Origin of the sequence: Serratia sp. AS12, assembly GCF_000214195.1 — a bacterium.
GTDB lineage: Bacteria > Pseudomonadota > Gammaproteobacteria > Enterobacterales > Enterobacteriaceae > Serratia > Serratia plymuthica.
Map to the genome: position 1 here is coordinate 3,244,708 of NC_015566.1, position 21,704 is coordinate 3,266,411.

The 21,704-nt window shown below is 59.2% G+C and carries 26 protein-coding genes; 7 read left to right on the forward strand and 19 right to left on the reverse strand.

Annotated elements, in window-relative coordinates; genetic code table 11:
• Positions 1-97: 97 nt before the first annotated feature.
• The 9 genes from flgJ to flgB all read right to left on the reverse strand — a co-directional run bounded on the left by flgJ (position 98) and on the right by flgB (position 7,438).
• Positions 98-1,039, reverse strand: coding sequence for a flagellar assembly peptidoglycan hydrolase FlgJ (gene flgJ, locus SERAS12_RS15210; protein WP_013813488.1), 942 nt, complete (start codon positions 1,037-1,039; stop codon positions 98-100).
• Positions 1,039-2,139: a flagellar basal body P-ring protein FlgI gene (locus tag SERAS12_RS15215; protein ID WP_013813489.1), complete on the reverse strand. Its 1,101-nt coding sequence runs from the start codon at positions 2,137-2,139 to the stop codon at positions 1,039-1,041. Before SERAS12_RS15215 ends, flgJ begins: the two co-directional genes overlap by 1 nt.
• A 145-nt stretch (positions 2,140-2,284) precedes the next feature.
• Positions 2,285-2,986: a flagellar basal body L-ring protein FlgH gene (gene flgH, locus SERAS12_RS15220; RefSeq protein ID WP_004946079.1), complete on the reverse strand. Its 702-nt coding sequence runs from the start codon at positions 2,984-2,986 to the stop codon at positions 2,285-2,287.
• A 75-nt stretch (positions 2,987-3,061) separates the two neighbouring features.
• Positions 3,062-3,844: a flagellar basal-body rod protein FlgG gene (gene flgG / locus SERAS12_RS15225; protein ID WP_004946081.1), complete on the reverse strand. Its 783-nt coding sequence runs from the start codon at positions 3,842-3,844 to the stop codon at positions 3,062-3,064.
• 18 nt (positions 3,845-3,862) lie between these two features.
• Positions 3,863-4,618 carry a flagellar basal body rod protein FlgF gene (locus SERAS12_RS15230; RefSeq protein ID WP_013813491.1) on the reverse strand — a complete coding sequence of 252 codons (756 nt, stop codon included), beginning with the start codon at positions 4,616-4,618 and terminating at the stop codon, positions 3,863-3,865.
• A gap of 12 nt (positions 4,619-4,630) precedes the next feature.
• Entirely contained in the window at positions 4,631-5,863 is a 1,233-nt protein-coding gene (flgE, locus tag SERAS12_RS15235; protein WP_013813492.1) for a flagellar hook protein FlgE, read from the reverse strand.
• A 61-nt stretch (positions 5,864-5,924) separates the two neighbouring features.
• Positions 5,925-6,602 (reverse strand): flagellar hook assembly protein FlgD, encoded by a 678-nt coding sequence (gene flgD, locus SERAS12_RS15240; protein WP_013813493.1) that lies wholly within the window; start codon positions 6,600-6,602, stop codon positions 5,925-5,927.
• Positions 6,603-6,614: 12 nt separating this feature from the next.
• On the reverse strand, positions 6,615-7,019 hold the full coding sequence (flgC, locus tag SERAS12_RS15245; RefSeq protein ID WP_004946094.1) for a flagellar basal body rod protein FlgC: 405 nt from the start codon (positions 7,017-7,019) through the stop codon (positions 6,615-6,617).
• A 5-nt stretch (positions 7,020-7,024) separates the two neighbouring features.
• Positions 7,025-7,438 carry a flagellar basal body rod protein FlgB gene (gene flgB / locus SERAS12_RS15250; RefSeq protein ID WP_013813494.1) on the reverse strand — a complete coding sequence of 138 codons (414 nt, stop codon included), beginning with the start codon at positions 7,436-7,438 and terminating at the stop codon, positions 7,025-7,027.
• Positions 7,439-7,597: 159 nt separating this feature from the next.
• Between flgB and flgA the strand changes: the two genes are divergently transcribed.
• The 6 genes from flgA to SERAS12_RS15275 all read left to right on the forward strand — a co-directional run bounded on the left by flgA (position 7,598) and on the right by SERAS12_RS15275 (position 10,114).
• Positions 7,598-8,251: a flagellar basal body P-ring formation chaperone FlgA gene (flgA, locus tag SERAS12_RS15255; RefSeq protein ID WP_013813495.1), complete on the forward strand. Its 654-nt coding sequence runs from the start codon at positions 7,598-7,600 to the stop codon at positions 8,249-8,251.
• Between the two features lie 122 nt (positions 8,252-8,373).
• Entirely contained in the window at positions 8,374-8,700 is a 327-nt protein-coding gene (flgM, locus tag SERAS12_RS15260; protein ID WP_013813496.1) for a flagellar biosynthesis anti-sigma factor FlgM, read from the forward strand.
• Positions 8,701-8,783: 83 nt separating this feature from the next.
• Positions 8,784-9,218, forward strand: coding sequence for a flagella synthesis protein FlgN (locus SERAS12_RS15265; RefSeq protein ID WP_013813497.1), 435 nt, complete (start codon positions 8,784-8,786; stop codon positions 9,216-9,218).
• A 225-nt stretch (positions 9,219-9,443) separates the two neighbouring features.
• Positions 9,444-9,689, forward strand: a complete 246-nt coding sequence (locus tag SERAS12_RS15270) for a type II toxin-antitoxin system RelE/ParE family toxin (protein WP_013813498.1) — start codon at positions 9,444-9,446, stop codon at positions 9,687-9,689.
• Between the two features lies 1 nt (position 9,690).
• Positions 9,691-9,831: a hypothetical protein gene (locus SERAS12_RS25720; protein ID WP_254304260.1), complete on the forward strand. Its 141-nt coding sequence runs from the start codon at positions 9,691-9,693 to the stop codon at positions 9,829-9,831.
• Complete coding sequence (locus SERAS12_RS15275; RefSeq protein WP_013813500.1) at positions 9,812-10,114, forward strand: DNA-binding transcriptional regulator; 303 nt, start codon at positions 9,812-9,814, stop codon at positions 10,112-10,114. The genes SERAS12_RS25720 and SERAS12_RS15275 overlap by 20 nt, the downstream gene beginning before the upstream one ends.
• A 4-nt stretch (positions 10,115-10,118) precedes the next feature.
• On the opposite strand, the gene SERAS12_RS15280 is transcribed toward SERAS12_RS15275, so the two are convergent.
• The 9 genes from SERAS12_RS15280 to tsr form a co-directional block, all read right to left on the reverse strand.
• Positions 10,119-10,523 carry a flagellar protein FlhE gene (locus SERAS12_RS15280; protein WP_013813501.1) on the reverse strand — a complete coding sequence of 135 codons (405 nt, stop codon included), beginning with the start codon at positions 10,521-10,523 and terminating at the stop codon, positions 10,119-10,121.
• Positions 10,523-12,601, reverse strand: coding sequence for a flagellar biosynthesis protein FlhA (gene flhA / locus SERAS12_RS15285; protein WP_013813502.1), 2,079 nt, complete (start codon positions 12,599-12,601; stop codon positions 10,523-10,525). The genes SERAS12_RS15280 and flhA overlap by 1 nt, the downstream gene beginning before the upstream one ends.
• Positions 12,594-13,745, reverse strand: coding sequence for a flagellar biosynthesis protein FlhB (gene flhB, locus SERAS12_RS15290; protein ID WP_013813503.1), 1,152 nt, complete (start codon positions 13,743-13,745; stop codon positions 12,594-12,596). The genes flhA and flhB overlap by 8 nt, the downstream gene beginning before the upstream one ends.
• Before the next feature lie 176 nt (positions 13,746-13,921).
• The gene (gene cheZ, locus SERAS12_RS15295; RefSeq protein WP_006326140.1) at positions 13,922-14,566 is read right to left on the reverse strand and encodes a protein phosphatase CheZ; all 645 of its coding nucleotides are present in this window, start codon (positions 14,564-14,566) and stop codon (positions 13,922-13,924) included.
• Between the two features lie 10 nt (positions 14,567-14,576).
• Positions 14,577-14,966 carry a chemotaxis response regulator CheY gene (cheY, locus tag SERAS12_RS15300; RefSeq protein ID WP_013813504.1) on the reverse strand — a complete coding sequence of 130 codons (390 nt, stop codon included), beginning with the start codon at positions 14,964-14,966 and terminating at the stop codon, positions 14,577-14,579.
• A 296-nt stretch (positions 14,967-15,262) separates the two neighbouring features.
• Positions 15,263-16,312 (reverse strand): chemotaxis response regulator protein-glutamate methylesterase, encoded by a 1,050-nt coding sequence (locus SERAS12_RS15305; protein ID WP_013813505.1) that lies wholly within the window; start codon positions 16,310-16,312, stop codon positions 15,263-15,265.
• Positions 16,312-17,184, reverse strand: a complete 873-nt coding sequence (cheR, locus tag SERAS12_RS15310) for a protein-glutamate O-methyltransferase CheR (protein WP_013813506.1) — start codon at positions 17,182-17,184, stop codon at positions 16,312-16,314. Before cheR ends, SERAS12_RS15305 begins: the two co-directional genes overlap by 1 nt.
• 28 nt (positions 17,185-17,212) lie before the next feature.
• Positions 17,213-18,838 (reverse strand): methyl-accepting chemotaxis protein, encoded by a 1,626-nt coding sequence (locus SERAS12_RS15315; RefSeq protein ID WP_013813507.1) that lies wholly within the window; start codon positions 18,836-18,838, stop codon positions 17,213-17,215.
• An 84-nt stretch (positions 18,839-18,922) separates the two neighbouring features.
• Positions 18,923-20,590 (reverse strand): methyl-accepting chemotaxis protein, encoded by a 1,668-nt coding sequence (gene tsr, locus SERAS12_RS15320; RefSeq protein WP_013813508.1) that lies wholly within the window; start codon positions 20,588-20,590, stop codon positions 18,923-18,925.
• A 266-nt stretch (positions 20,591-20,856) separates the two neighbouring features.
• On the opposite strand from tsr, the gene SERAS12_RS15325 reads away from it, so the two are divergent.
• Complete coding sequence (locus SERAS12_RS15325) at positions 20,857-21,060, forward strand: hypothetical protein (RefSeq protein WP_013813509.1); 204 nt, start codon at positions 20,857-20,859, stop codon at positions 21,058-21,060.
• A 90-nt stretch (positions 21,061-21,150) separates the two neighbouring features.
• Here SERAS12_RS15325 and cheW read toward each other — a convergent pair whose 3' ends face one another.
• Positions 21,151-21,651 (reverse strand): chemotaxis protein CheW, encoded by a 501-nt coding sequence (cheW, locus tag SERAS12_RS15330; protein ID WP_004946138.1) that lies wholly within the window; start codon positions 21,649-21,651, stop codon positions 21,151-21,153.
• Between the last annotated feature and the right edge of the window lie 53 nt (positions 21,652-21,704).

A 21,704-nucleotide genomic window follows, 5' to 3' on the forward strand; every position in this document is an offset into this window, starting at 1 on the left:
GGCGGCAAGCAAAGGGATCCCCGGGAGCTTGGTCAACCCAGTGACCGGGGTACGCTTGCACAGCCAACGCCGCTACAGCGTCAAGAATGAAGGGGATTTAGAACAGATCCTTCAGGTCGTAGGTATAAGCTTTCACCACCTGCTCGCCGGCGTTTTTCATCTGCTGGATCACGCTGACCAACTTGTTGGCGTATTGCGGATCGGTGGCGTAACCGGCCTGTTGCAGCGCATGAGCCGCCTGCTCCGGGCTGCGGGCAGCGGCTACGTCGGCGTAGCGCGGATTATGGGTCAGCAGTTTGACGTAGTCGGCAATCGCCTCGACGTAAGAGCCATAAACCCGGAACCTCGCCTTGATCTTCTTCGCCGCCCCCTGTTCAAACTCGGTGGTAGTGATCTCGGTCACCGGGCCGTCCCAGCTGCCGCCCGCCTTGATGCCGAACAGGTTGTAACTCGGCGAGCCGTCGGCGGTCGGGATCTCGCGTTGACCCCAGCCGGATTCCAGTGCCGCCTGCGCCACAATCAGCTGATGCGGAATGCCGCTCTGCTGGCTGGCGACGCGTGCCGGGATCGACAAACGGGCGACAAAGTTGCCGCTGTTGAGCGACAGCGGCGCGGCCACCGGCGCTTTCGGCACCGCACGGCGGAGAATCTGATCCAGCGCCTGATTCGGCAGCGTTTGCAGCACTTCGTTGTCTAACGCCATCGGCGACATCCCCGCCGTTTCGCTCGGAACGGCGTTGGCATTGGCCATCTGTTTCACCATCATATCGGCAAGCCCCAGCCCCTTCTGCGACATCTGCTGAGCGATCTGCTGGTCATACATCGAGGTATATAGCCGCGATTGATCGCTGCTCAGCACCCCATCCTGCGGCAGCGCGGCGCGCATGCTTTTCAGCATCATCTGCACGAACATGCCTTCAACCTGTTGTGCCACCTGCTTCAGGTTGCCCTGCGGATCGGCCGCTGCGTCGCGTTTCAGGCCGTTCAGCGCCTGGGCGTCATAGGCGGCGCCCGACATCGCCATCAGATCGCCGGCCATCAGATAATTTCCAGCTTGGCACGCAGACAGCCGGCGCTTTGCATCGCCTGCAGGATCGACATCAAATCGATCGGCGTGGCACCCAGTGCGTTGAGCGCGCGGATCACGTTGTTCAGGCTGGCGCTGGCGTTCACCTTCTGCAGCGAACCGCCCTGCTGCTGCACCGAAATCTGGGTATTTGGCGTCACCACGGTTTGCCCGCCGCCAAACGGCGTGTTCGGCTGGCTGACGGTATTTTGCCGATCGACCACCACCGACAGGTTGCCCTGCGCCACCGCACAGGAATCCAGGATCACGTCGCGGTTCATCACCACCGATCCGGTGCGTGAATTGATGATCACCTTGGCGTCAATTGCCCCGACGCTGACGTTGATGTTTTGAATTTCCGCCAGGAAACGCACCTGCGAGCTGTTGCCCTGTGGTACCAATACCTGAATGGTGCGGGCATCCAGCGGTGAGGCGGTGCCGCCGCCGCGCTGGCGGTTGATGGCGTCACTGATCTGCTGCGCCAGCGTGAAGTCTTCGCTATTCAGTTGCAGGTTAATCACCCCGCCGTTGCCGAAGGTGGTCGGCAACTCACGCTCGATAGTCGCACCGTTGCTGATGCGCCCACCCGCCAGCTGATTGACCTGCACGCTGCTGCCGCCGGACGCCGCGCCTGCGCCGCCCACCAGCACGTTGCCCTGCGCCAGCGCGTAAACCTGGTTATCCACGCCTTTCAGCGGCGTCATCAGCAAAGTACCGCCGCGCAAGCTTTTGGCGTTGCCCATCGAGGACACCACCACGTCAATGTTCTGCCCGGTGCGCGAGAACGGCGGCAGCTTGGCGGTGACCATGACCGCCGCTACGTTTTTCAACTGCATATTGGTGCCCGGCGGTACGGTAATGCCCAACTGCGACAGCATATTGCTCAGGCTTTGGGTGGTGAACGGCGTCTGCATGGTCTGATCGCCGGAACCGTCCAGCCCCACCACCAACCCGTAACCGATCAGGGCGTTGTCACGCACTCCCTGCACCGTCACCAGATCGCGGATGCGTTCCGCCGTCGCCGGCAGGCTCAGCGCACAAATCACCAGCGCCATTAGAAATTTCTTTAACATTGGAACCTCATTCGCCTTACCCACAAGGCGTTATTGTCGCAGGCAGTTTGGGGGCGGACAGCGCACAGGCGGCGGAGCGTACACGCAGTACGTGACGGCGCCGAGCACTGCCCAACCGCAAAATGACAAGTAAAATAGCCTGTACTCAAAACGGGGAGACATTTAAGAAGAAGCGTTGCAACCACCCCATGGTCTGCGCTTCGTTGATATAGCCGTTGCCGACGTATTCAATGCGCGCATCCGCCACCTGGGTGGAGGTGACCGAGTTACTGCCGCTGATGGTGCGCGGGTTGACCACCCCGGAGAAACGGATAAATTCGGTGCCCTGGTTGATGGCGATCTGTTTTTCACCCACCACGTGCAGGTTGCCGTTGACCAGTACCTGATTGACCGTGACGGTAATGGTACCGCTGAAGGTATTGTTGGCGTTGGCCCCGCCCTTGCCGCCAAAGGTGCTGTCGCCGGAGATATCCATATCGGCGCGCGCGTTGCCCAGCAGGCCGTCGAGATAACGCGGCGACGTGGCGACGCCGAACTTGCTCGCCCCATTGCGGCTGGCGTTGGCGGAGGAACTTTTGCTGGCGCTGACGTTTTCCTGCAGCACGATGGTCAGGGTATCGCCGATATTGCGCGGCCGGCGGTCTTCAAACAGCGGCTGATAGCCGTAGTTCATCGGCTGCACCGTCTGGAAAATCGATCCGTTCGGTACCGGAGCGCCCGCCGGCGCCGGCTGCGCCGTGGTAGCGCCATCAACCAGGGGTTTATGCGGAATATAGGCGCAGCCGCTCAGCGTCAGCATCGCCATCGCCGCCAGCCAGCGCTTTCCTTGCTGCGGCGCGTTTGCCATCAGATATGTGGTTACCACGGGTCTCGCCTTTGTTTCACGAAATAGGGTGACGGGCGCACCGGCGGCGCCCGTCAATTACAGTTGCGTCAGTTTTTGCAGCATCTGATCGGACGTCGATACTGCTTTGCTGTTGATCTCGTAGGCGCGCTGGGTCTGGATCATGTTGACCAGCTCTTCAGCCACGTTGACATTAGAGGTTTCCACGTAGCCCTGATAAAGCAGGCCCGCGCCGTTCAGCCCTGGCGTGCTTTCGTTCGGCGCGCCGGAACTCTCGGTTTCCTGGTACAGATTCTCGCCCACGCTTTCCAGGCCGCTGTCATTGATAAAGGTGGTCAGGGTCAACTGACCCACCTGTTGGGCGGCGGTCTGCCCCTGCTGAGTGACGCTGACGATGCCGTCACGGCCGACGGTAATGCTCAGGGCGTTGGCCGGAATGGTGATCGCCGGCTGTACCTGAAAACCGCTGGCGGTCACCAGTTGGCCGTTCTGGTCGATCTGGAAAGAGCCGTCGCGGGTGTAGGCCTGGCTGCCGTCCGGCAACATCACCTGGAAGAAGCCCTGGCCTTTAATCGCCACGTCTTTGCTGTTGTTGGTCTGCGACAGGTTGCCCTGGCTGTGCAGGCGCTCGGTCGCCACCGGGCGCACGCCAGTACCGATCTGCAGGCCCGACGGCAAGGTCGTCTGCTCGGAGGACTGCGCGCCAGGCTGACGCATGGTCTGGTACAGCAGATCTTCAAATACCGCACGCTGGCGTTTGAAGCCGTTGGTGCTGACGTTCGCCAGGTTGTTGGCGATCACGTCCATATTGGTCTGCTGCGCATCCAGACCGGTTTTGGCAATCCATAAAGAGGGGATCATGGGTTATTTCCTTGCTGCTTAACTCAGTGATAACAACGAGTTGGCGCGCTGTTCATTTTCATCCACGCTGTGGATGACCTTCATCTGCATTTCAAAGCGACGGGCGTTGGCAATCATGTCGACCATGGTTTCCATCGGCTTGACGTTGCTGCCCTCCAGCACACCCGGCATCACCCGCACCAGCGGATCGTTTTGCAACTGATTGCCGCGTTGCTGCTGGGTTTCCGGCGTCAGGCGGAACAGTCCGTCGTCGCCGCGCATCACTTCACGCGCATTGGCCTTCACCAGTTTCAACCGCCCTATCTGGGCGATGGTGTTCGGCGGGTCGCCGGCGTTCAGCGCCGAGATGGTGCCGTCGGCGGCGATGGTGATCTCTGCCGACGGCGGCACTTCGATCGGCCCGCCATCGCCCATTACCGGCCTGCCCTGCACCGTCAACTGCCCGGTGGAGGAAATCTGAAGATTGCCGTTGCGAGTGTAGGCTTCGCCGCCATCCGGCAGGCTTACCGCCAGAAAACCGTCCTGCTGCAGCGCGACGTCCAGCGGGCGCGCGGTGTAGTTCAGCGCCCCCTGGCTCATGTCGGCCCCCGGCGTCGACGCGGCGACCAGCGTACGCGTCGGCAGGCTAGGCCCGTCCACCGGCACGGCACGCAGCGCCGAAAGTTGAGCGCGAAAGCCCGGAGTCGATGCGTTGGCCAGATTGTTGGCGGTGACAGACTGCTGCTCCAGCGTCTGTCGCGCTGCGCCCATCGCGGTATAAATCGCGTGATCCATAAATCAATCCTATTAGCGCAGGCTGACCAGCGTCTGCAGGATGGAGTCCTGCGTTTTGATGGTCTGAGCGTTCGACTGGTAGTTACGCTGTGCGACGATCATGTTCACCAGCTCCTGGCTCAGATCGACGTTGGAGGCTTCCAGCGCACCGCTGGTCAGCTTGCCGAAACCGCCGCTGCCCGCCAGCCCTACGCGCGGTTGGCCGGACGCGCCGGTTTCCTGCCACACGTTATCGCCCTGTGAGGACAAGCCTTCCGGATTGGAGAAGTTGGTCAATACGATTTGGCCCAGCAATTGGGTTTGCTGGTTGGAATAGACCCCTACGACGCTACCGTCGTTATTGATCTGGAAGTTGGTGTACTCACCGGCGGTATACCCGTCCTGCGACACCTTACTGACCGAGTCGCTGCTGACGCTTTGCTGCATGCTCTTGGCAAAGCTCAGGCTGAAGTTCTGCGCCGGGGCGCCGTTGGTGGCAGACATCGGGATCAGCATGCTGAATGCGCCGGTGGTGCCCTGCTTGCTGGTGGTGCTGACCAGGTTGCCGCTGGTATCGAACGCCATCGTACCGGCATCCGTCACCGGGGAGCCGGGGATGTTGCCTTCCTGGGTGTACACCTGCCAGTTGTTGTCGGAGGTCTTCACAAAGTAGGCATTGATATTGTGCACATTGCCCAGCGAATCATAGGCGGTAATCGAGTTGACGTAGTTGTAGGAATCCTGCTTGGCGGGATCGAACGTCTTGTTATCCGGGACCTTATGGGTGGACTTCAGGTTGGCGACCATGGTGCCCGAGGTGGTGGACTTGGCGGTCATCATCCCTTCCGGAATGCTCAACGGCACCGGGTTGGCGCCCTGTTGAATGGTCGGCGGTGAACCGGCCGCCGGGAAACCGGTCAATTGCAGGCCCTGCATATTGGTCAGGTTACGGTTTTCATCCAGCTTGAACTGGCCGTTGCGGCTGTAGAAAATGCCGCCGTCCTTGTCCTGCAGGCGGAAGAAACCGTTGTCGGAAATGGCGACGTCGAGTGCGCGGCTGGTGCCGGTCGTGGTGCCGCCCTTGAAGTTCTGAGTGATCCCCGCCACCTTGACGCCCAACCCGACCTGCGAGCCGGCGAACATGTCGGCAAAGGAAACGGTGCCTGATTTAAAACCGGACGTGGCGGAGTTCGCGATATTGTTACCGATCACGTCCAGGTTGGTTGCTGCTGCGTTCAAGCCGCTTACTGCCTGAGAAAAGGCCATGTCATTCTCCGAATAATGTGCAGGCTATCGTCCGATAACGCCTGAGAAACAAATGATAGAGTTATAAAATCTGCCGAACGTCTTCCAGCGTCGCGCTGCCCGCCAGGCCCAGATCCAGCTTAGTGCCGTCTGAACCGCGGATAACGCCATTGACCATGCCAAAATGCAGGCTGCGCGCCACCAGCTGTTCGCCATTGCCCTTGGCGTTGATCGCCACGGTGTAGGCGCCGTCGGGGGCGGTGGTGCCATCTGTCAGTGAACCGTCCCAGGTAAATGAGTGCACGCCGGCGGTCAGGCCGCCGATATCAATGGTGCGCACCGCTTTGCCGGTGGCGTCGGTGATGGTGGCGGTTACCGTATCGGCGGCGCGCTCCAGTTCGAGGCCAAACGGCGTGGTGCTGACCTTGCCGTCTTTACTGCCGACCAGAATGTTGCTGCCGGGTATCATCACGCCGTGACCAATCAGCGCAGTTGCCTGCAATGACTGATTGCTGTTGATCTGGCCGGAGATCGACCCCAGCGTGGTATTGAGTTTTTCGATGCCCTGAACGGTGTTGATCTGCGCCAGTTGCGTGGTCAGTTCATTGTTCTGCATCGGGTTGGTCGGATCCTGGTTTTTCAACTGCGCCACCAACAGCGTCAGGAAGTTGTTCTGCAGATCCTGGCCGGTGTTGCTTTTGGCGTTGACGCCGGTGACGGTGTTATCCAGCGATTCATTGGTGGTTGCGGCAATAGCCATGCAAAGCTCCGGTTACTGACCCAGCGTCAGGGTTTTCATCATCATCGACTTGGTGGTGTTGAGCACCTCGACGTTGGCCTGGTAGCTGCGCGAGGCAGAGATGGTATTGACCATCTCGCTCACCACATCCACGTTCGGCATGCGCACATACCCTTTGCCATCCGCCAGCGGATTACCCGGTTGATACACCAGGCGTTCCGGCGCCGGATCGTCGACCACCTGAGATACGCGCACCCCGCCGGTGGGTTGCCCGGCGGCTGCGGCCACTTCAAACACGACCTGTTTGGCGCGATAGGGTTCGCCATCCGGGCCTGTGACACTGTCTGCATTAGCCATGTTGCTGGCGCTGACGTTCATGCGCTGCGACTGGGCGGACAGCGCCGAACCGGAGATATCGAAAATATTCAGTAGCGACATGCGCCTTATCCTTGTTGTAACACTGACATCATCCCTTTGATCTGACCGTTGATCAGCGTCAGGTCGGTCTGATACTTCAGGCTGTTATCGGCGAAGTGGGTACGTTCGCGATCCATGTCCACCGTATTGCCGTCCATCGCTGGCTGATCCGGCACGCGGAACAGTAAATCGAGCTGCGGCGGCTGCATGTTTTGCGCAGGAATGTGGCGTGCAGACGTCATATTCAGCGCGATGCCGCTGCCGCTGACGCGGCCCTGTGCCAGAACCTTGTTCAACTGGCCGGCGAAATCGATATCCCGCGCCTGATAGCCCGGTGTGTCTGCGTTGGCGATGTTAGCGGCCAAAATTTCTTGCCGCTGGGCGCGCAGATTCAGCGCCTCTTGACCAAAGCGCAGAGCAGCGTCCAGTTTGTCGATCATGCTCCCTCCGCGAGGTTAGAATTTGGAGCCGACAGCATAAACGTCCCTACCGCCAGCCTATCGCGGGAATAAGGGCAAAATGCGTCGCTATTTGTCTGCTTAGCCTGCGCGCAGTCCGGGTAAACTTACCCGCACCCGATGGCGCTTGAGGAAGCGAAGATGAAAGGTAAAATACTGTTGTTCGCCGCCCTGCTGTGCAGTCTGAACGCACAGGCCGACGATCTGGCGGCACAGATCGACAGCTTCATCAGCGGCCAATTCAGCGGCAACCCGGTGCAGGTTAAGGTGCTGGTGCGCACGCCGGCGGCACAGTGGCCGCAGTGTGAGTTTCCGCAGTTGTCGCTTGCGCCGAACGCCCGCCTCTGGGGCAACATCAGCATTTCGGCGCGTTGCGGCCAGGAACGGCGTTTTATACAAACGCAAGTGCAGGTGATCGGCAACTACCTGGTGTCGGCGCGTAGCATCAGCGCCGGCAGCCGGCTGACGGCCGCAGACGTGAAGCTGAAAAGCGGCCGGCTCGACACCCTGGCACCACGCACCCTGACCAATGCGGGCAAGGCTGTCGGTGCGGTCAGCCTGCGAAATATCAGCCCCGGGCAGCCGCTGACCTTCGCCATGCTGCGCCGCGCCTGGGCGGTCAAGGCCGGTCAGCCGGTGCGGGTAACGGCGCAAGGCACCGGGTTTAACATCAGCGGTGCAGGCAAAGCCATGAACAACGCCGCCGCCGAGGACAGCGTCCGCGTACGCATGGCCTCCGGGCAAATCGTCAGCGGTATTGCCGATGATGACGGTACGATTCGCATTACGTTATAAAAAGGTAAAGGTTTATAAAAACCTGCCGATAAGAAAAACATAAGCAGTAATTATCTGGCCGCCAGGGCCGCAAAAAATATCAGCCATTGCCCGTCGGGCCGCGGCATTGATGGAGATTGACCATGAGTATCGATCGCACCCAGCGGCTGCAGCCCGTGACAACGGTGCAGCCGCGTGAAACACCGGCAGAAAATCAGCTTCAGCCGCGCAAGGCTGTTCAGGCGGAAAGCGCCGTCAGCGGCACCCAGGTAAAATTGAGCGACGCGCAGGCGCGCCTGATGCAACCGGGCACTCAGGATATTGATATGAACCGGGTGGACGCTATCAAGCAGGCAATCCGCCGCGGCGAATTGAAAATGGACGCCGGTAAAATTGCCGATGCGCTGCTGCAAGACGCGCAGAGCGATGCCCAATGGATGTCAAACGGCGGTCGAACGCCGAAGGCATAATCGTGTGATGCAACCTGGCCTGCATTGCCCACACGGCGGCGGCGTGAAAGATCAAGGGACACTCTGAAAGGTGATGAATCGCAATGGAAAATCTGCCACAGCTGCTTGATAATTTGCTGGAAACCCTGAATGCACTCGATACGGTACTGACGGAAGAACATCATTTACTCTGCTCCGGCCAACTGCCGGGCGTAGCGTTGCAGCGCGTTACCGATGTCAAGAGCCAGCTGTTGGCTACGGTGAACTACCTGGAACAGCAACGGCTGGGGCTGGAGCGCGCACAAAGGCAACAGGCGCCCTATTCCGCTCACTCGCGTCTGGCCGACGCCTGGCAGCAAGTACAGTTGCTCAGCCAAAAGTTACGTGAGAAAAATCAGCATAACGGCCTGTTGCTCAATCAGCAGATTGATCATAACGCCCAGGCGCTGGCGATCCTCGGCAAGAACAACAAATCGCTTTATGGCCCGGATGGTCAGTCGCGCAGCGGCAGCCTGCTGGGGCGTAAAATCGGCGTCTAATCAAAGACACTTCACCCGACCAACCTAAAGTCGGGTGCATCTCTTACGCTCAAACTCACTCGCACTTTGAACAGCCCCTTGCCTACACGGCAGTTTTTATTTGCACAACACTGCGCATACCCAAAATTGCCCCCTTCGCCCTCCCATTCAACTCCGCCACTCTGTGTTGGTTTTTAAACCACTTGATCTATACCCTCAAAGGGTATAGTTTTGCAAGGAGAGTGAATGACCGATATTTATCTCACCAAAACGTTTCAGGCATTTGCCGCCCATGAACGCATTAACGACGCCACGGTGATCAAGGCTGCGCAAGAAATACAAAGCCAACTGTACGATGCCAATTTGGGCAGTTGCGTTTATAAGAAACGGGTCGCACGAGCGGGTGGTGGTAAACGCGGCGGCTACCGGGTGCTGATTGCCTTTCGAGATGGAGATCGATTTTTTTTTCATGCGCGGTTTTGCCAAAAATGAAATGGACAACATTTCCAGTGATGAATTGCTGGGGTTAAAACGCCTTGCCGCGCTCTATCTGGACTATTCCCCTTTCAGGCTTTATCAGTTGGTTAATGACAAGAGGTTGAGGAGACTAACCTATGAGCAAGATCCTTGCTGAAATCCACCAAGAAGTGCAGGAGCTGTATCAGGCCGGATTTGTCGACGCTGGCACTATGCGCACCTTCGGCATGCTGTGCTTACACCCGGTCAAACAATATACCCCTGCGGACATCCGCGCCCTGCGCGAGCGCGAAAACGTCAGCCAGCCGGTGTTTGCCTTGCATCTGAACGTCAGCAAAAAAGCGGTGCAAAAATGGGAGCGTGGCGAAGCCGTTCCCAACTCCGCCGCGATGAAACTGCTTTCGCTGGTCGATCGCAACGGTCTGGCGATCCTCGCTTAAACCGTTATTGGTAATTCACAATCACCTGATTGCTAATCACCCGCAACGGCGGATTCAATCCGCCGCGCGCCTGCACGTAATAGACAAAGCGCAATTCGGCATTAGCCGGTTCCCCGTTCAACCCGTTGCTGCTGCCACTGCCGCCGCCCAACGCAATGCAACGGGTCAGCGTACAGAGCTGCACCTGCAAGCCAGCCGGTTCGGCGGCCAGCAACCGGTAGCGCCAACTGACGCTGGTGATGCGCGCATCCGAGTCCGGCAATGCGTAAGGCGTGCGCAGACCAGGCGATTCGCCGCGTATGCCGCCATATTCCAGCGTAGCGCCGACGCTGTCGGCCACCCAGGATCCCGACACCGCCTGCGCACCAAGCGGCGCCAGCAGGCAGAGCAACGGCAAACAGTGTTTCATTATGCGGCTCCAATGGTCGACGTCATGCGGATTTGGCGGTCGTCGTTGATTTCCAGATTAGACAGCACCACCATCTGCGGCAGGCTGCGGCGCAGAAAGCGCGCCAACAACGCCCGCAGCGCGTGGTTTACCAGCAGCACCGGTGGCGCACTGAGCATTTCTTGCCGTTGTAACGCCTGTTTGGCCTGATCCAGCAGACGGTCCGCCAGCCCCGGCTCCAAGCCACCGCCGCCCTGCAACGCCTGTAGCAACAGACGCTCGAGCTGGGTGTCCAGACCAATAACCTGAATTTCGCCGTTGCCCGGGAACCATTGCTGGGTGATCGCTCGCCCCAGCGCAACCCGTACCACGGTGGTCAGCTCATAGGGGTCGGTTTGCGACGGCGCATGTTCCGCCAGCGTTTCAATAATGGTGCGCATATCGCGGATCGAGACCCTTTCCGCCAACAGGTTCTGCAACACCTTATGCAGCGTGGTCAGGGACACCACGCCAGGCACGAAATCTTCGGTCAATTTCGGTATATCCTGCGCTACGCGATCCAGCAACTGCTGGGTCTCCTGTCGACCAAACAGTTCGCTGGCAAACTGGCCAATCAAATGATTGAGATGGGTCGCCACCACGGTGCTGGCCTCCACCACGGTAAAGCCCTGGATCTGCGCCTGTTCGCGCAACGCACTGTCAATCCATACCGCTTCCAGCCCAAAGGCCGGATCGACGGTTTTATCCCCCGCCAGTTCGCCCACCGCATTGCCGGGGTTAATCGCCAGCCAACGCCCCGGTTGCGCTTCGCCGCTGCCGATTTCCACGCCCTTCATCAGGATCCGGTAGCTGGCGGGCGGCAACTCGAGGTTATCGCGGATATGCACCACCGGCGGCAGGTAGCCCATCTCCTGGGCGAATTTTTTACGGATGCTGCGGATCCGCCCGAGCAGTTCGCCGTTTTGCTGGAAATCCACCATCGGGATCAACCGGTAGCCCACCTCCATTCCCAGCGGATCTTCCAGCTGTACGTCTGACCAACTGGCTTCTACCGCCTGTGGATTATCCTGTGCCAGCGGCATCTCCTGTACCTTCGGCGCTTGTTGATCGCGCCCCCGCAGCCACCAGGCCAACCCCAGCAAGGCTGCGGTGAACAACAGGAACACCAGGTTCGGCATCCCCGGCACCAGACCCAGCAGGCCGAGCACTGCGGCACTGAGCAACATCACGCGCGGGTTGTTGAACAGTTGGCCGACCATCTGTTCGCCCACGTCCTGATCGGTCGCCACGCGAGTCACGATAACGCCGGCGGCAGTCGAAATGACCAGCGCCGGGATCTGCGCCACCAGGCCGTCACCGATAGTCAGCAGGGTGTAGGTTTCCGCCGCCGTACCCAGCTCCATACCGTGCTGGATCACACCGACCAGCAGGCCGCCGACCACGTTCAATATCATGATCATCAGCCCGGCGACCGCATCGCCGCGCACGAACTTGCTGGCGCCGTCCATCGAGCCGTAGAAATCGGCTTCCTGCGTTACCTCTGAACGGCGTTTTTTCGCCTCTTCCTCGCCGACCAGACCGGCGTTGAGATCGGCGTCGATCGCCATCTGCTTGCCGGGCATTCCGTCCAGCACGAAGCGCGCCCCCACTTCGGCGATACGCCCGGCGCCCTTGGTGATGACCATAAAGTTGATCAGCACCAAAATGATAAACACCACGATGCCGATGGCGAAGTTGCCTCCCACCAGGAAGTGGCCAAAGGCCTCCACCACGCGGCCGGCGGCGGCGGAACCGGTATGCCCTTCCATCAGGATGATGCGCGTCGATGCCACGTTGAGCGACAGGCGCAGCAGGGTCGAGAACAGCAATATGGTGGGGAAGGCAGCGAATTCCAGCGTGCGCTGAGTAAACATCGCTACCAGCAATACCATGATCGACAAGGCAATATTGAAGGTGAACAACAGATCGAGGATAAATGCCGGCAACGGCAGCACCATCATCGACAGGATCATCAGGATCAGGATCGGCCCGGCCAGTACCTGCCACTGCGTATCTTTAAAACTGCCCGGCAAACGAAGCAAGGCGGCCAAATTAGCCATTAGAGTTACTCTCTCCAGCAAAATCCAGTGCTTCCGGCACCGGTAAACGTTCAGGTTTTTTCGGGATCAGACCGCCCTCGCGCCGCCAACGTCGCAGTTGGTAAACCCAGGCCAGAACTTCGGCCACGGCGGCATACAGGGTGGCCGGGATGTGTTGTCCAATCTCACTGTGCCGATACAGCGCACGCGCCAGCGGCGGCGCCTCCAGCATCGGAATGCGGTGTTCCGTGCCCAGTTCACGGATGCGCAGCGCAATTTCGCCGGCGCCTTTGGCCAGCACTTTCGGCGCACTCATTTTTTGGTCGTTGTACTGCAACGCCACGGCGTAATGCGTCGGGTTGGTGACTATCACGTCGGCCTTCGGTACATCGGCCATCATGCGGCGTCGGGCGATAGCGCGCTGCTGCTGGCGGATACGGCCTTTAACGTGCGGATCGCCCTCCTGATCCTTGAACTCGTCGCGAATGTCCTGCTTGGTCATTTTCAGTTTTTTAAAATGGCTCCACAGTTGGTAGAACACGTCAAACGCCACCATCGGCGTCAAGCCGAGCACCACCAGCAGACCGCAGAAAATGATCATGCGCAGCGCATTGCCGAGCGCATCGAGCGGCTGTTGCGTCACCAGATGCAGCATCTCCGCCCAGTGGTGCCACAGGTATAAACCGGTGATCCACCCCACCAACGTTGCCTTCAAAAGGCCCTTCAGCAGCTCCGCCAGCACCTGACTGGAAAACATTCGTTTCAGCCCTGACAGCGGGTTCATCCGTTTTACATCGAACTTGAGCGATTTACCGCTTAACAACAAGCCGCCCAGCAGCATAGGCGCGGTGATAGCCACCAATACCAACCCCGCCATGATTGGCAGCAGTGCCCACACCGCCTGCCGCAACAGCATGCCCAGTTGGCGCAGCATCTGTTTGTCATTACTGACCATCGTATGATCGAAATTCAGCCCCTGGGTCAGCATCGCCGCCAGTTGCTGCGCCATGCTGCCGCCGGCAACCCAGATGATCGACAGCCCCGCGACCAGCATCAATACCGACGTCAGCTCACGCGAACGCGGGATCTGGCCATCCTCGCGCGCCTTTTCCACCCTGTGGGCCGTGGGGGCTTCGCTTTTTTCCAGATCGCTGTCTTCAGCCACGGGCGCGGTTCCTGTGCCGGGGGGGAATAAAATTGCGGCCAGCATGCCAAAAAAACGCTGATTTCATTGATGGAACAACGGGGGAAAAGGCGGGTTATTTGGGGGATGAGAAGGAAGCGCAGGCATTGCGCCCACATGCGGCATCTGGGGCGCAATAATGTGCGCCCCAGAAAACGTCAGAAACCGAGGCTGTCGAGCAGGTCATCCACCTGCGCCTGGTTGGCGATAACGCCAGCGCCGTTTTGATCGAGCTGCGGGCCATTGAGCAGGCTGTCGTTCGGCTTTTTCTCCTTCGCCGGCTGCTCTGGAATATTTTCCATCAACACCATCAGCAACTGCTTTTCGATCTCCTGCACCACGTCCATCATGCGTTTGATCACCTGACCGGTCAGGTCCTGGAAATCCTGCGCCATCATGATTTCCAGCAACTGGGCGTTGGTGAACGCCGTATGTTCCGGCACCTGCTCCAGATACTGGCGGGTATCGGTGACCAGCGCGCGCGCGTCGGCCAGTTCGATCGGGTCGGCAAACCAGTCGTCCCAGCGCCCTTTCAGCGCTTTGGCCTCTGATTCCAGTTCCGCCTGACGCGGCTGCGCCGCCTCCACGCAGTTCAACGCCCGTTCCGCCGCCTGCGCCGTCATGGTGACCACGTAATCAAGCCGATCGCGTGCATCCGGGATTGCCTCTGCCGCTTGGGCGATAGCCTGATCTAGCCCCAGTTCACGCATGCTGTCGCGCAACATGCGCGTCAGTTGACCAATGCGGGAAATTATCTCTCCCGCAGTCGCCGCATCGCTGGCAGGCATTGGAATGTCTCTCATCGCCCTCTCCTTACATGCCCAGTTTTTCAAAGATCTTATTGAGCTTTTCTTCCAGCGTCGCCGCCGTAAAAGGTTTCACCACGTAACCGCTGGCACCGGCCTGCGCCGCCGCGATAATGTTTTCTTTCTTGGCTTCCGCCGTCACCATCAGCACCGGCATCGCCGCCAGCGCGCCGTCGGCACGAATGGTTTGCAACAGTTCGAGGCCGTCCATATTCGGCATGTTCCAGTCTGATACCACGAAATCGAAACCGCCGGAGCGCAGCTTGTTCAGCGCATCCGCGCCGTCCTCAGCCTCTTCAACATTGTTAAAGCCCAACTCTTTCAACAAATTTCTGACGATGCGACGCATAGTGGAGAAATCGTCTACCACCAGAAATCTGAGGCTCTTATCTGCCATGTTCACTCCCAAGGTGTTAACTATCCATACCCGTCGTCTTTCAAGCTGCAGCGTTGTTACCTGCACTCAGTTATGTGACCCGTCCATGGGCCACACCCCTTCGGGGCCGCTGCAAGCAGCGTTCAAATCTGCTCCCGGCAGATTTGTCACCCCAGTCACTTACTTAAGTAAGCTCCTGGGGATGAGTGAGCTGGGCGCCTAGCTGCAACTTGAAATCCATAGGGTAAAGCTCTTCCAAACAACAACTCGTCTCGCGACAGCTGTTAACCATGATCCCTATAATTTAGGGATTAAAATCAAATACGCAGCGCCTGCCCGCCGGCAATCTGCGCCAGCATGCGTTGGCTCATGCGATCCAGCTCCACCACCTCACTCACCCCGCCAGTGGCGATAGCCTCGCGCGGCATGCCGAACACCACGCAGCTGGCCTCGTTCTGCGCCAGGGTATAAGCGCCGGCGCGGTGCATTTCCAGCATGCCCATCGCCCCGTCATTGCCCATGCCGGTCAGGATCACGCCCACCGCATTGCGCCCGGCGAACTGCGCGACCGAACGGAACAGTACGTCCACCGAAGGCCGGTGACGATTGACCGGTGGCCCGTCATTCAACTTCACCTGATAGTTGGCGCCGCTGCGCGACAGTTCCAGATGGCGATCGCCCGGCGCGATATAAGCATGGCCCGGCAGCACCCGCTCACCGTCCTCGGCCTCTTTCACCGTGATCTGGCACAGTTTGTTCAGCCGTTCGGCAAACGATCGGGTGAAACCCGGCGGCATATGCTGGGTGATCAACAGCGCCGGGCTGGTAGCCGGCAGCGGTTGCAGCACCTGACGGATCGCTTCGGTACCACCGGTGGAGGCGCCGATGGCAATCAGCTTCTCGCTGCTCAGCAACGGCGTATGGCTAAGGATCGCCGGCGCCGGGCTGTTGGAGCGCTGCGGCAACCGCGCCTTGGCCGCCGTACGGATTTTCTCGGCGATCAGTTCGCTGTAAGCCAACATGCCTTCGCGGATACCAAGCTGCGGTTTGGTGACGAAATCCACCGCCCCCAGTTCCAGCGCACGCAGGGTGATCTCCGACCCAAGGCCTGTCAACGACGACACCATCACCACCGGCATCGGCCGTAAGCGCATCAGCTTCTCCAGGAAGTCCAGCCCGTCCATGCGCGGCATTTCAACGTCCAGCGTCAGCACCTGCGGGTTAAACTTTTTGATCATATCGCGCGCCACCAGCGGATCCGGCGCGGTCGCCACCATCTCCATATCGGAATGGCTGTTCACAATTTCGGTCATCAGCTGCCGCATCAGGGCCGAATCGTCTACGCTCAATACTCTGATTTTACTCATTACCTCTCCTTGGTCAGGCCATACACGGTCTGCCCACGCAAGTAGAAATCCCGGCTGATCTGGCTGAAGTTCTCGGAGTGGCCGGCAAACATCAGGCCCCCCGGTTTAAGCAAGGGCACAAAGCGGCGCAGGATGCTCTCCTGTGTCGCCTTATCGAAATAAATCATGACATTGCGGCAAAAAATGGCGTCAAACTGCCCTGGCAGCGCCCATTCCGGCGCCAGCAGGTTGAGCGACTGGAAATTCACCCGCGCCGCCAACTCCGGCCGTACCCGCACCAGCCCCTGATGCGGACCGGTGCCGCGCAGAAAATAGCGCTGCATCTGCGCCGGCGTCAGGGTGCGCAGATCCTCGTGGCGGTAAACGCCCGCTTCGGCCTTTTCCAGCACCTGAGTATCGATATCGCTGGCCCATACCTGGCAGCCGTTGGCGCGTTGCCCCAGCACTTCGTTCAGGGTGATGGCGATCGAATACGGCTCTTCCCCGGTCGATGCCGCCGTACTCCACACGCAATAGCCGTTGGGCCGCTGGCGTGCATGCTCCGCCAGGATCGGGAAGTGGTGCGCCTCGCGGAAAAATGCCGTCAGGTTGGTGGTCAGTGCATTGATAAACGCCTGCCATTCGGCGCTGTTCGGATCGCTTTCCAGCAACGCCAGGTAATCGCCGAAATCGTTCAATCCCAGCAACCGCAGCCGGCGCACCAGGCGGTTGTAAACCATCTCGCGCTTGTGCTCCGCCAGCACAATGCCGGCACGCTGGTAAATCAGTTGGCTGATACGCCGAAAATGCACGTCCAACAGCGGCAGGCGCTGGGCCATCTGCGTCAGTAAGGACCCAGGATCCCGGTTAGGGGTCGACGGCGCCTGTTTCATACCCTCTCACTCATAAAAAACGTGCTGCTTATGCGGTTTGACAATCTGAGGCTTCCTTTACCACGGGTGAAACTGCGTCTTGATTGTTGCCCGGCGCGGCGAAGTTATCGTCCGCCAGGCGGAATACCGACACCGCGTCGGCCAGGGTTATCGCCTGATCTTCCAGTGCGGCCGCCGCCGAGGCGGCTTCCTCCACCAGCGCGGCGTTCTGCTGGGTTACCTGATCCATTTGGGTCACCGCCTGCGTGACCTGCTCGATGCCGCGGCTCTGTTCATCGGACGCCGAAGCGATTTCGCCCATGATGTCGGTAACCCGAGTGACCGAGCGCACGATGTCCTGCATGGTCGCGCCGGAGTTTTCCACCAGCACCGAACCCTGTTTCACGCGGCTGACCGATTCGTCGATCAACCCTTTGATTTCTTTCGCCGCCTGCGCACTGCGGCTGGCTAAATTGCGCACTTCACCGGCCACCACCGCAAAACCTCGCCCCTGTTCACCGGCACGCGCCGCTTCTACCGCCGCGTTCAACGCCAGGATGTTGGTCTGGAAGGCAATGCCGTCGATCACGCTGGTAATGGCGCCAATTTTCTGCGAACTGTTGGCGATATCCTGCATGGTGGTCACCACGTCGCCGGCCATTTCGCCGCCCTTGGCTGCCGTGGCGGAGGCATCGCGCGCCAGTTGCGAGGCCTGGCGTGCGTTGTCGGCATTCTGCTTCACCGTGGCGGTCAACTGTTCCATGCTGGCGGCGGTCTCCTCCAGCGAGGCGGCCTGTTGCTCGGTCCGCGAAGAGAGATCGTTGTTACCCTCGGAGATTTCCTGCAGGCCAATCAGGATGGATTCTGCGCCATCGCGCACTGCGCCGACGGTGCCAATCAACGAACGCTGCATGTGCTGCAGACTGGCGAACAGCTGGCTGATTTCATTGCGGCCATAAACCTGGATCGGCGTAGCCAGATCGCCGGCGGCGATGCGGTCAAAATGGCGACGCATGATATTCAGCGGTTGCACCAGCATATTGCGCAGCCACCACAGGGCGCAGCCGGTTACCAGGATAAGCATCAGCACCGCACCGCCCACCAGCCAGCCGGACAACGTGAAGGATTGCTGATTGGCGGCATTGGCCGCATCGACATTGGCATTCACCAGTTGCAGATACTGGACAAAATCGGCCTCGAACAGGTCCTGGGTTTTCTGCGTCGGCTGGTCCATAAACGCCTGCAGGTTGTTGTTCTCCAGGAAGCCAATCAGCTCACGCAGCGCGCTGCGCAGCCGGTTATAGCTGGCTTGGGTGGTTTCGGTCAGTTGCTGTTCCTGTTCGCTGTGACGCGGTACCGCCAGGAACTGGTTGAAATAGAGATCGGCTTTCTGCAGTGAACTGCGCGCATTGCCCATCAGCGCATTCACCTGCTCTTGCGGCAGCTTAAGCGCCGAACGGGTACCGGCGCGGTTCAGCGTATTGCGGGCCTGTAGCAGCGATACCCAGCTCAGGCTGAGGGCATCGCGCTGCTGGCTGCCGAGCGTGATCAGGTTCAGATTGTGGTGATCGGAACGGAAAGCGGTGTACGACAAGCCGCTGGTGGCCAACTGCATAACACAAAAAGTCATCAACAACAGAAACAAACTGGTAGAGACGCGGATTCGGTTAAACACTGTGAACCTCCTTGCAGCCGGCCGACGGCCAGCTTACGACGGGGAATAAGCCTCCCGCAGAACTGCGAGGAGGCCCAATGTCGGTTAGAACGTTTCCCAGTTATCCTGCAGATCGCTGGCGTTCGTTTTTTTATGATTGAGTACCGGAAGAACGGTTGCTTTGCCGGCAGGCATTTTGAATTCGTCCTGACCTTCCGCTTTCAGGCGGAACACCGCCACCGACTGCGTCAGCATGCTGGCTTGCTCTTCCAGAGCCGCCGCCGCAGAAGCGGATTCTTCTACCAACGAGGCGTTTTGCTGGGTGACGCGGTCCATTTCCGCCACCGCCTGGCCGACCTGATCGATACCACGGCTCTGTTCGTCGGAGGCCGAGGCGATTTCCCCCATGATGTCAGTGACGCGGGTGACCGCGTTTACGATGTCGCCCATGGTCTCGCCGGCGCTTTCCACCAGCACCGAGCCCATATCGACACGGCTGACGGAGTCTTCGATCAGACCCTTGATTTCCTTGGCTGCCTGCGCGCTGCGCTGGGCCAGGTTACGCACTTCACCCGCCACCACCGCAAAGCCACGGCCCTGTTCGCCGGCGCGTGCCGCTTCTACCGCCGCATTCAGCGCCAGGATATTGGTCTGGAAAGCAATACCGTCGATCACGCCGGTAATGTCGGCAATTTTCTGTGAACTGCCGGCAATGTCGTGCATGGTCTGCACCACGTTGGCCACCACTTTGCCGCCCTTCTGGGCGGTTTCGGAGGCGCTCAGCGCCAGTTGGCTGGCCTGACGGGCGTTTTCGGCGTTCTGTTTCACCGTGGCGGTCAACTGCTCCATGCTGGCGGCGGTTTCCTCCAGCGAGGCAGCCTGCTGTTCGGTACGGGAAGAGAGATCGTTATTGCCGGCGGCAATTTCGGAGGCACCGCTGTAAATGGCGTCCGCCCCCTGACGTACACCGCTGACGGTCTCGATCAGTTCATTCTGCATATGTTTGAGGCTGGCGGCCAGCACCCCCATTTCATTGCGGCTGGTCACGGCGATCGGTTGGGTCAGATCGCCGGCGGCGATCATTTTGATGTGCTCGATCATGCGGTTGAGCGGACGCACCAGAATGTGGTGGATACCGCTCCACACCAATACGATCACCGCCAGCACCACGACCAACACCACGACCAGCGTCCAGATAGCGAAGCTGAATGAGCTGTTGCTGTCTTCCACCGCGCTTTGGTAGAGCTTGTCGTTTTGTGCCAGGTAGGTGTTGTAGATGTCTTCAAAGCCGTTCTGATAGCTTTGCGTCGGTTGGTCGAAGAAGGCGTTGATCTTGCCTTCGCCCAGCAGTTGAACCAACTCGGACAACGCACCGTGCAAAATACCGTATTGCTGTTTGAGTTTTTCGGCAGACTGCGCGTCCTGACGAGGACTTAGAGGGATTTTGTCATAGGCGGCATAATGTTGTTCCGCCACCAGCAGGCTGTTCTTGGCCCCAGCCAGCAGCTCGGTAACGCTGGCGCCGCTGCCAATCTTATTGGCATCCATCATGTAGCGGATCCCGGCGCGGTTCAGCGTATTGCGAGCCTGCAGCAGGTTAACCCAGCTTTCGTTCAAATCGGACTGCTGCTGGCGAATGGTCTGCAAAACGGTAAAGTTTTCTTTGTCATTCTTTAGTGAGGAGAAAAAAAGCCCGCCCGAAACCAGCTGCAAGGCGCCAAATAACACCAGTACCAGCAACAAGCTGGTGACCACCTTCATACGATTAAACATGTTTTCCCTTGTTGAAAGCCCGCGCGGACAGGCCCGAAGTCTGTTGATTGACAGAGTTATCGGCGCTGCGGGGCAGAACTTTATGCGAGGAGGTAACTATTTTTGGTTGGGGTTTTGGGCGCACCGTGCAGCGTCCCTACGGCGGAGATCAAGGGCTGTACATAGGCAGGGTTCGGCACGCTGACCCCGTATCGCCACAGGGCTTGGCGCGTACGCCTGCCAGGCGTAATATTCTGCCATCATCGGAAAGCATTTGTGAGGACGAGATGGAGAATCGACGAATCAAACGGGCGGCGTGGGTATTTGCGGGACTCTTGGTCGCCAACCTGCTGAGCAGCCTGTTGAGCTCAACGACGCAGGTCAACCCTTTGCGCAGCGCCACGGTTGCGGCGCTGTTCGCTGCCGGCTACCTGCTGGTGACCAGCCGTATCTGGAAAAAATACGTGCTGCGGTTGAAGGATATCGATTAGTCGGGCAGTGCATCATCAGGCGCTACCCGTTTTTGAGCGCAGCATACGGCGGAGATCCCTTGCCGTATGCTGAACCCGTCGCATCGTAAATCAGGCGCTTTTCGCCACGCTGTCGACCAGCGACATCTCTTCGCTGCTCAGCAGCTTTTCGATATCCACCAGAATCAGCATGCGATCGCCCAGCGACCCCAGGCCGGTCAGGTATTCGGTCGCCAGCGTCACGGCGAACTCCGGTGCCGGGCGGATCTGTTCGGTGGTCAGCGACAGCACGTCGGATACGCCGTCAACCACAATACCCACCACCCGCAGGCCAAAGTTCAGCACAATCACCACGGTGTTTTCATCGTAGGACACGTCCTGCTGGGCAAATTTCACCCGCAGATCGATAATCGGCACAATCACGCCACGCAGGTTGGTGACGCCCTTGATAAAGGCCGGCGTATTGGCAATGCGCGTAACCTGATCGTATCCGCGGATCTCCTGCACTTTGAGGATATCGATGCCATATTCCTCATTGCCCAAGGTAAAAATCAGGAACTCCTGCCCTACCGTTTCGCCAGCCAATTTGCTGACGGTTGCCAGTCCTGCCATATCATTCACCTCTACACCAATCGATTAGTTATTATCAGACGGCTGCCAAAGTC

What these genes read in the sequence shown, in the direction of transcription:
- flgA (WP_013813495.1), top strand. Translation starts at nt 7,598, where the DNA reads ATGAAAGGTAAAATACTGTTGTTCGCCGCCCTGCTGTGCAGTCTGAAC.
- cheY (WP_013813504.1), bottom strand. Translation starts at nt 14,966, where the DNA reads ATGGCAGATAAGAGCCTCAGATTTCTGGTGGTAGACGATTTCTCCACT.
- SERAS12_RS15280 (WP_013813501.1), bottom strand. Translation starts at nt 10,523, where the DNA reads ATGAAACACTGTTTGCCGTTGCTCTGCCTGCTGGCGCCGCTTGGTGCG.
- cheW (WP_004946138.1), bottom strand. Translation starts at nt 21,651, where the DNA reads ATGGCAGGACTGGCAACCGTCAGCAAATTGGCTGGCGAAACGGTAGGG.
- SERAS12_RS15230 (WP_013813491.1), bottom strand. Translation starts at nt 4,618, where the DNA reads ATGGATCACGCGATTTATACCGCGATGGGCGCAGCGCGACAGACGCTG.
- flgJ (WP_013813488.1), bottom strand. Translation starts at nt 1,039, where the DNA reads ATGGCCGGCGATCTGATGGCGATGTCGGGCGCCGCCTATGACGCCCAG.
- flhA (WP_013813502.1), bottom strand. Translation starts at nt 12,601, where the DNA reads ATGGCTAATTTGGCCGCCTTGCTTCGTTTGCCGGGCAGTTTTAAAGAT.
- flgD (WP_013813493.1), bottom strand. Translation starts at nt 6,602, where the DNA reads ATGGCTATTGCCGCAACCACCAATGAATCGCTGGATAACACCGTCACC.
- flgC (WP_004946094.1), bottom strand. Translation starts at nt 7,019, where the DNA reads ATGTCGCTACTGAATATTTTCGATATCTCCGGTTCGGCGCTGTCCGCC.
- SERAS12_RS15275 (WP_013813500.1), top strand. Translation starts at nt 9,812, where the DNA reads ATGAGCAAGATCCTTGCTGAAATCCACCAAGAAGTGCAGGAGCTGTAT.
- SERAS12_RS15265 (WP_013813497.1), top strand. Translation starts at nt 8,784, where the DNA reads ATGGAAAATCTGCCACAGCTGCTTGATAATTTGCTGGAAACCCTGAAT.
- flgG (WP_004946081.1), bottom strand. Translation starts at nt 3,844, where the DNA reads ATGATCCCCTCTTTATGGATTGCCAAAACCGGTCTGGATGCGCAGCAG.
- SERAS12_RS15305 (WP_013813505.1), bottom strand. Translation starts at nt 16,312, where the DNA reads ATGAGTAAAATCAGAGTATTGAGCGTAGACGATTCGGCCCTGATGCGG.
- flgB (WP_013813494.1), bottom strand. Translation starts at nt 7,438, where the DNA reads ATGATCGACAAACTGGACGCTGCTCTGCGCTTTGGTCAAGAGGCGCTG.
- SERAS12_RS15270 (WP_013813498.1), top strand. Translation starts at nt 9,444, where the DNA reads ATGACCGATATTTATCTCACCAAAACGTTTCAGGCATTTGCCGCCCAT.
- flgH (WP_004946079.1), bottom strand. Translation starts at nt 2,986, where the DNA reads ATGGCAAACGCGCCGCAGCAAGGAAAGCGCTGGCTGGCGGCGATGGCG.
- SERAS12_RS15325 (WP_013813509.1), top strand. Translation starts at nt 20,857, where the DNA reads ATGGAGAATCGACGAATCAAACGGGCGGCGTGGGTATTTGCGGGACTC.
- tsr (WP_013813508.1), bottom strand. Translation starts at nt 20,590, where the DNA reads ATGTTTAATCGTATGAAGGTGGTCACCAGCTTGTTGCTGGTACTGGTG.
- flgE (WP_013813492.1), bottom strand. Translation starts at nt 5,863, where the DNA reads ATGGCCTTTTCTCAGGCAGTAAGCGGCTTGAACGCAGCAGCAACCAAC.
- flgM (WP_013813496.1), top strand. Translation starts at nt 8,374, where the DNA reads ATGAGTATCGATCGCACCCAGCGGCTGCAGCCCGTGACAACGGTGCAG.
- SERAS12_RS15215 (WP_013813489.1), bottom strand. Translation starts at nt 2,139, where the DNA reads ATGTTAAAGAAATTTCTAATGGCGCTGGTGATTTGTGCGCTGAGCCTG.
- SERAS12_RS25720 (WP_254304260.1), top strand. Translation starts at nt 9,691, where the DNA reads ATGGACAACATTTCCAGTGATGAATTGCTGGGGTTAAAACGCCTTGCC.
- cheZ (WP_006326140.1), bottom strand. Translation starts at nt 14,566, where the DNA reads ATGAGAGACATTCCAATGCCTGCCAGCGATGCGGCGACTGCGGGAGAG.
- cheR (WP_013813506.1), bottom strand. Translation starts at nt 17,184, where the DNA reads ATGAAACAGGCGCCGTCGACCCCTAACCGGGATCCTGGGTCCTTACTG.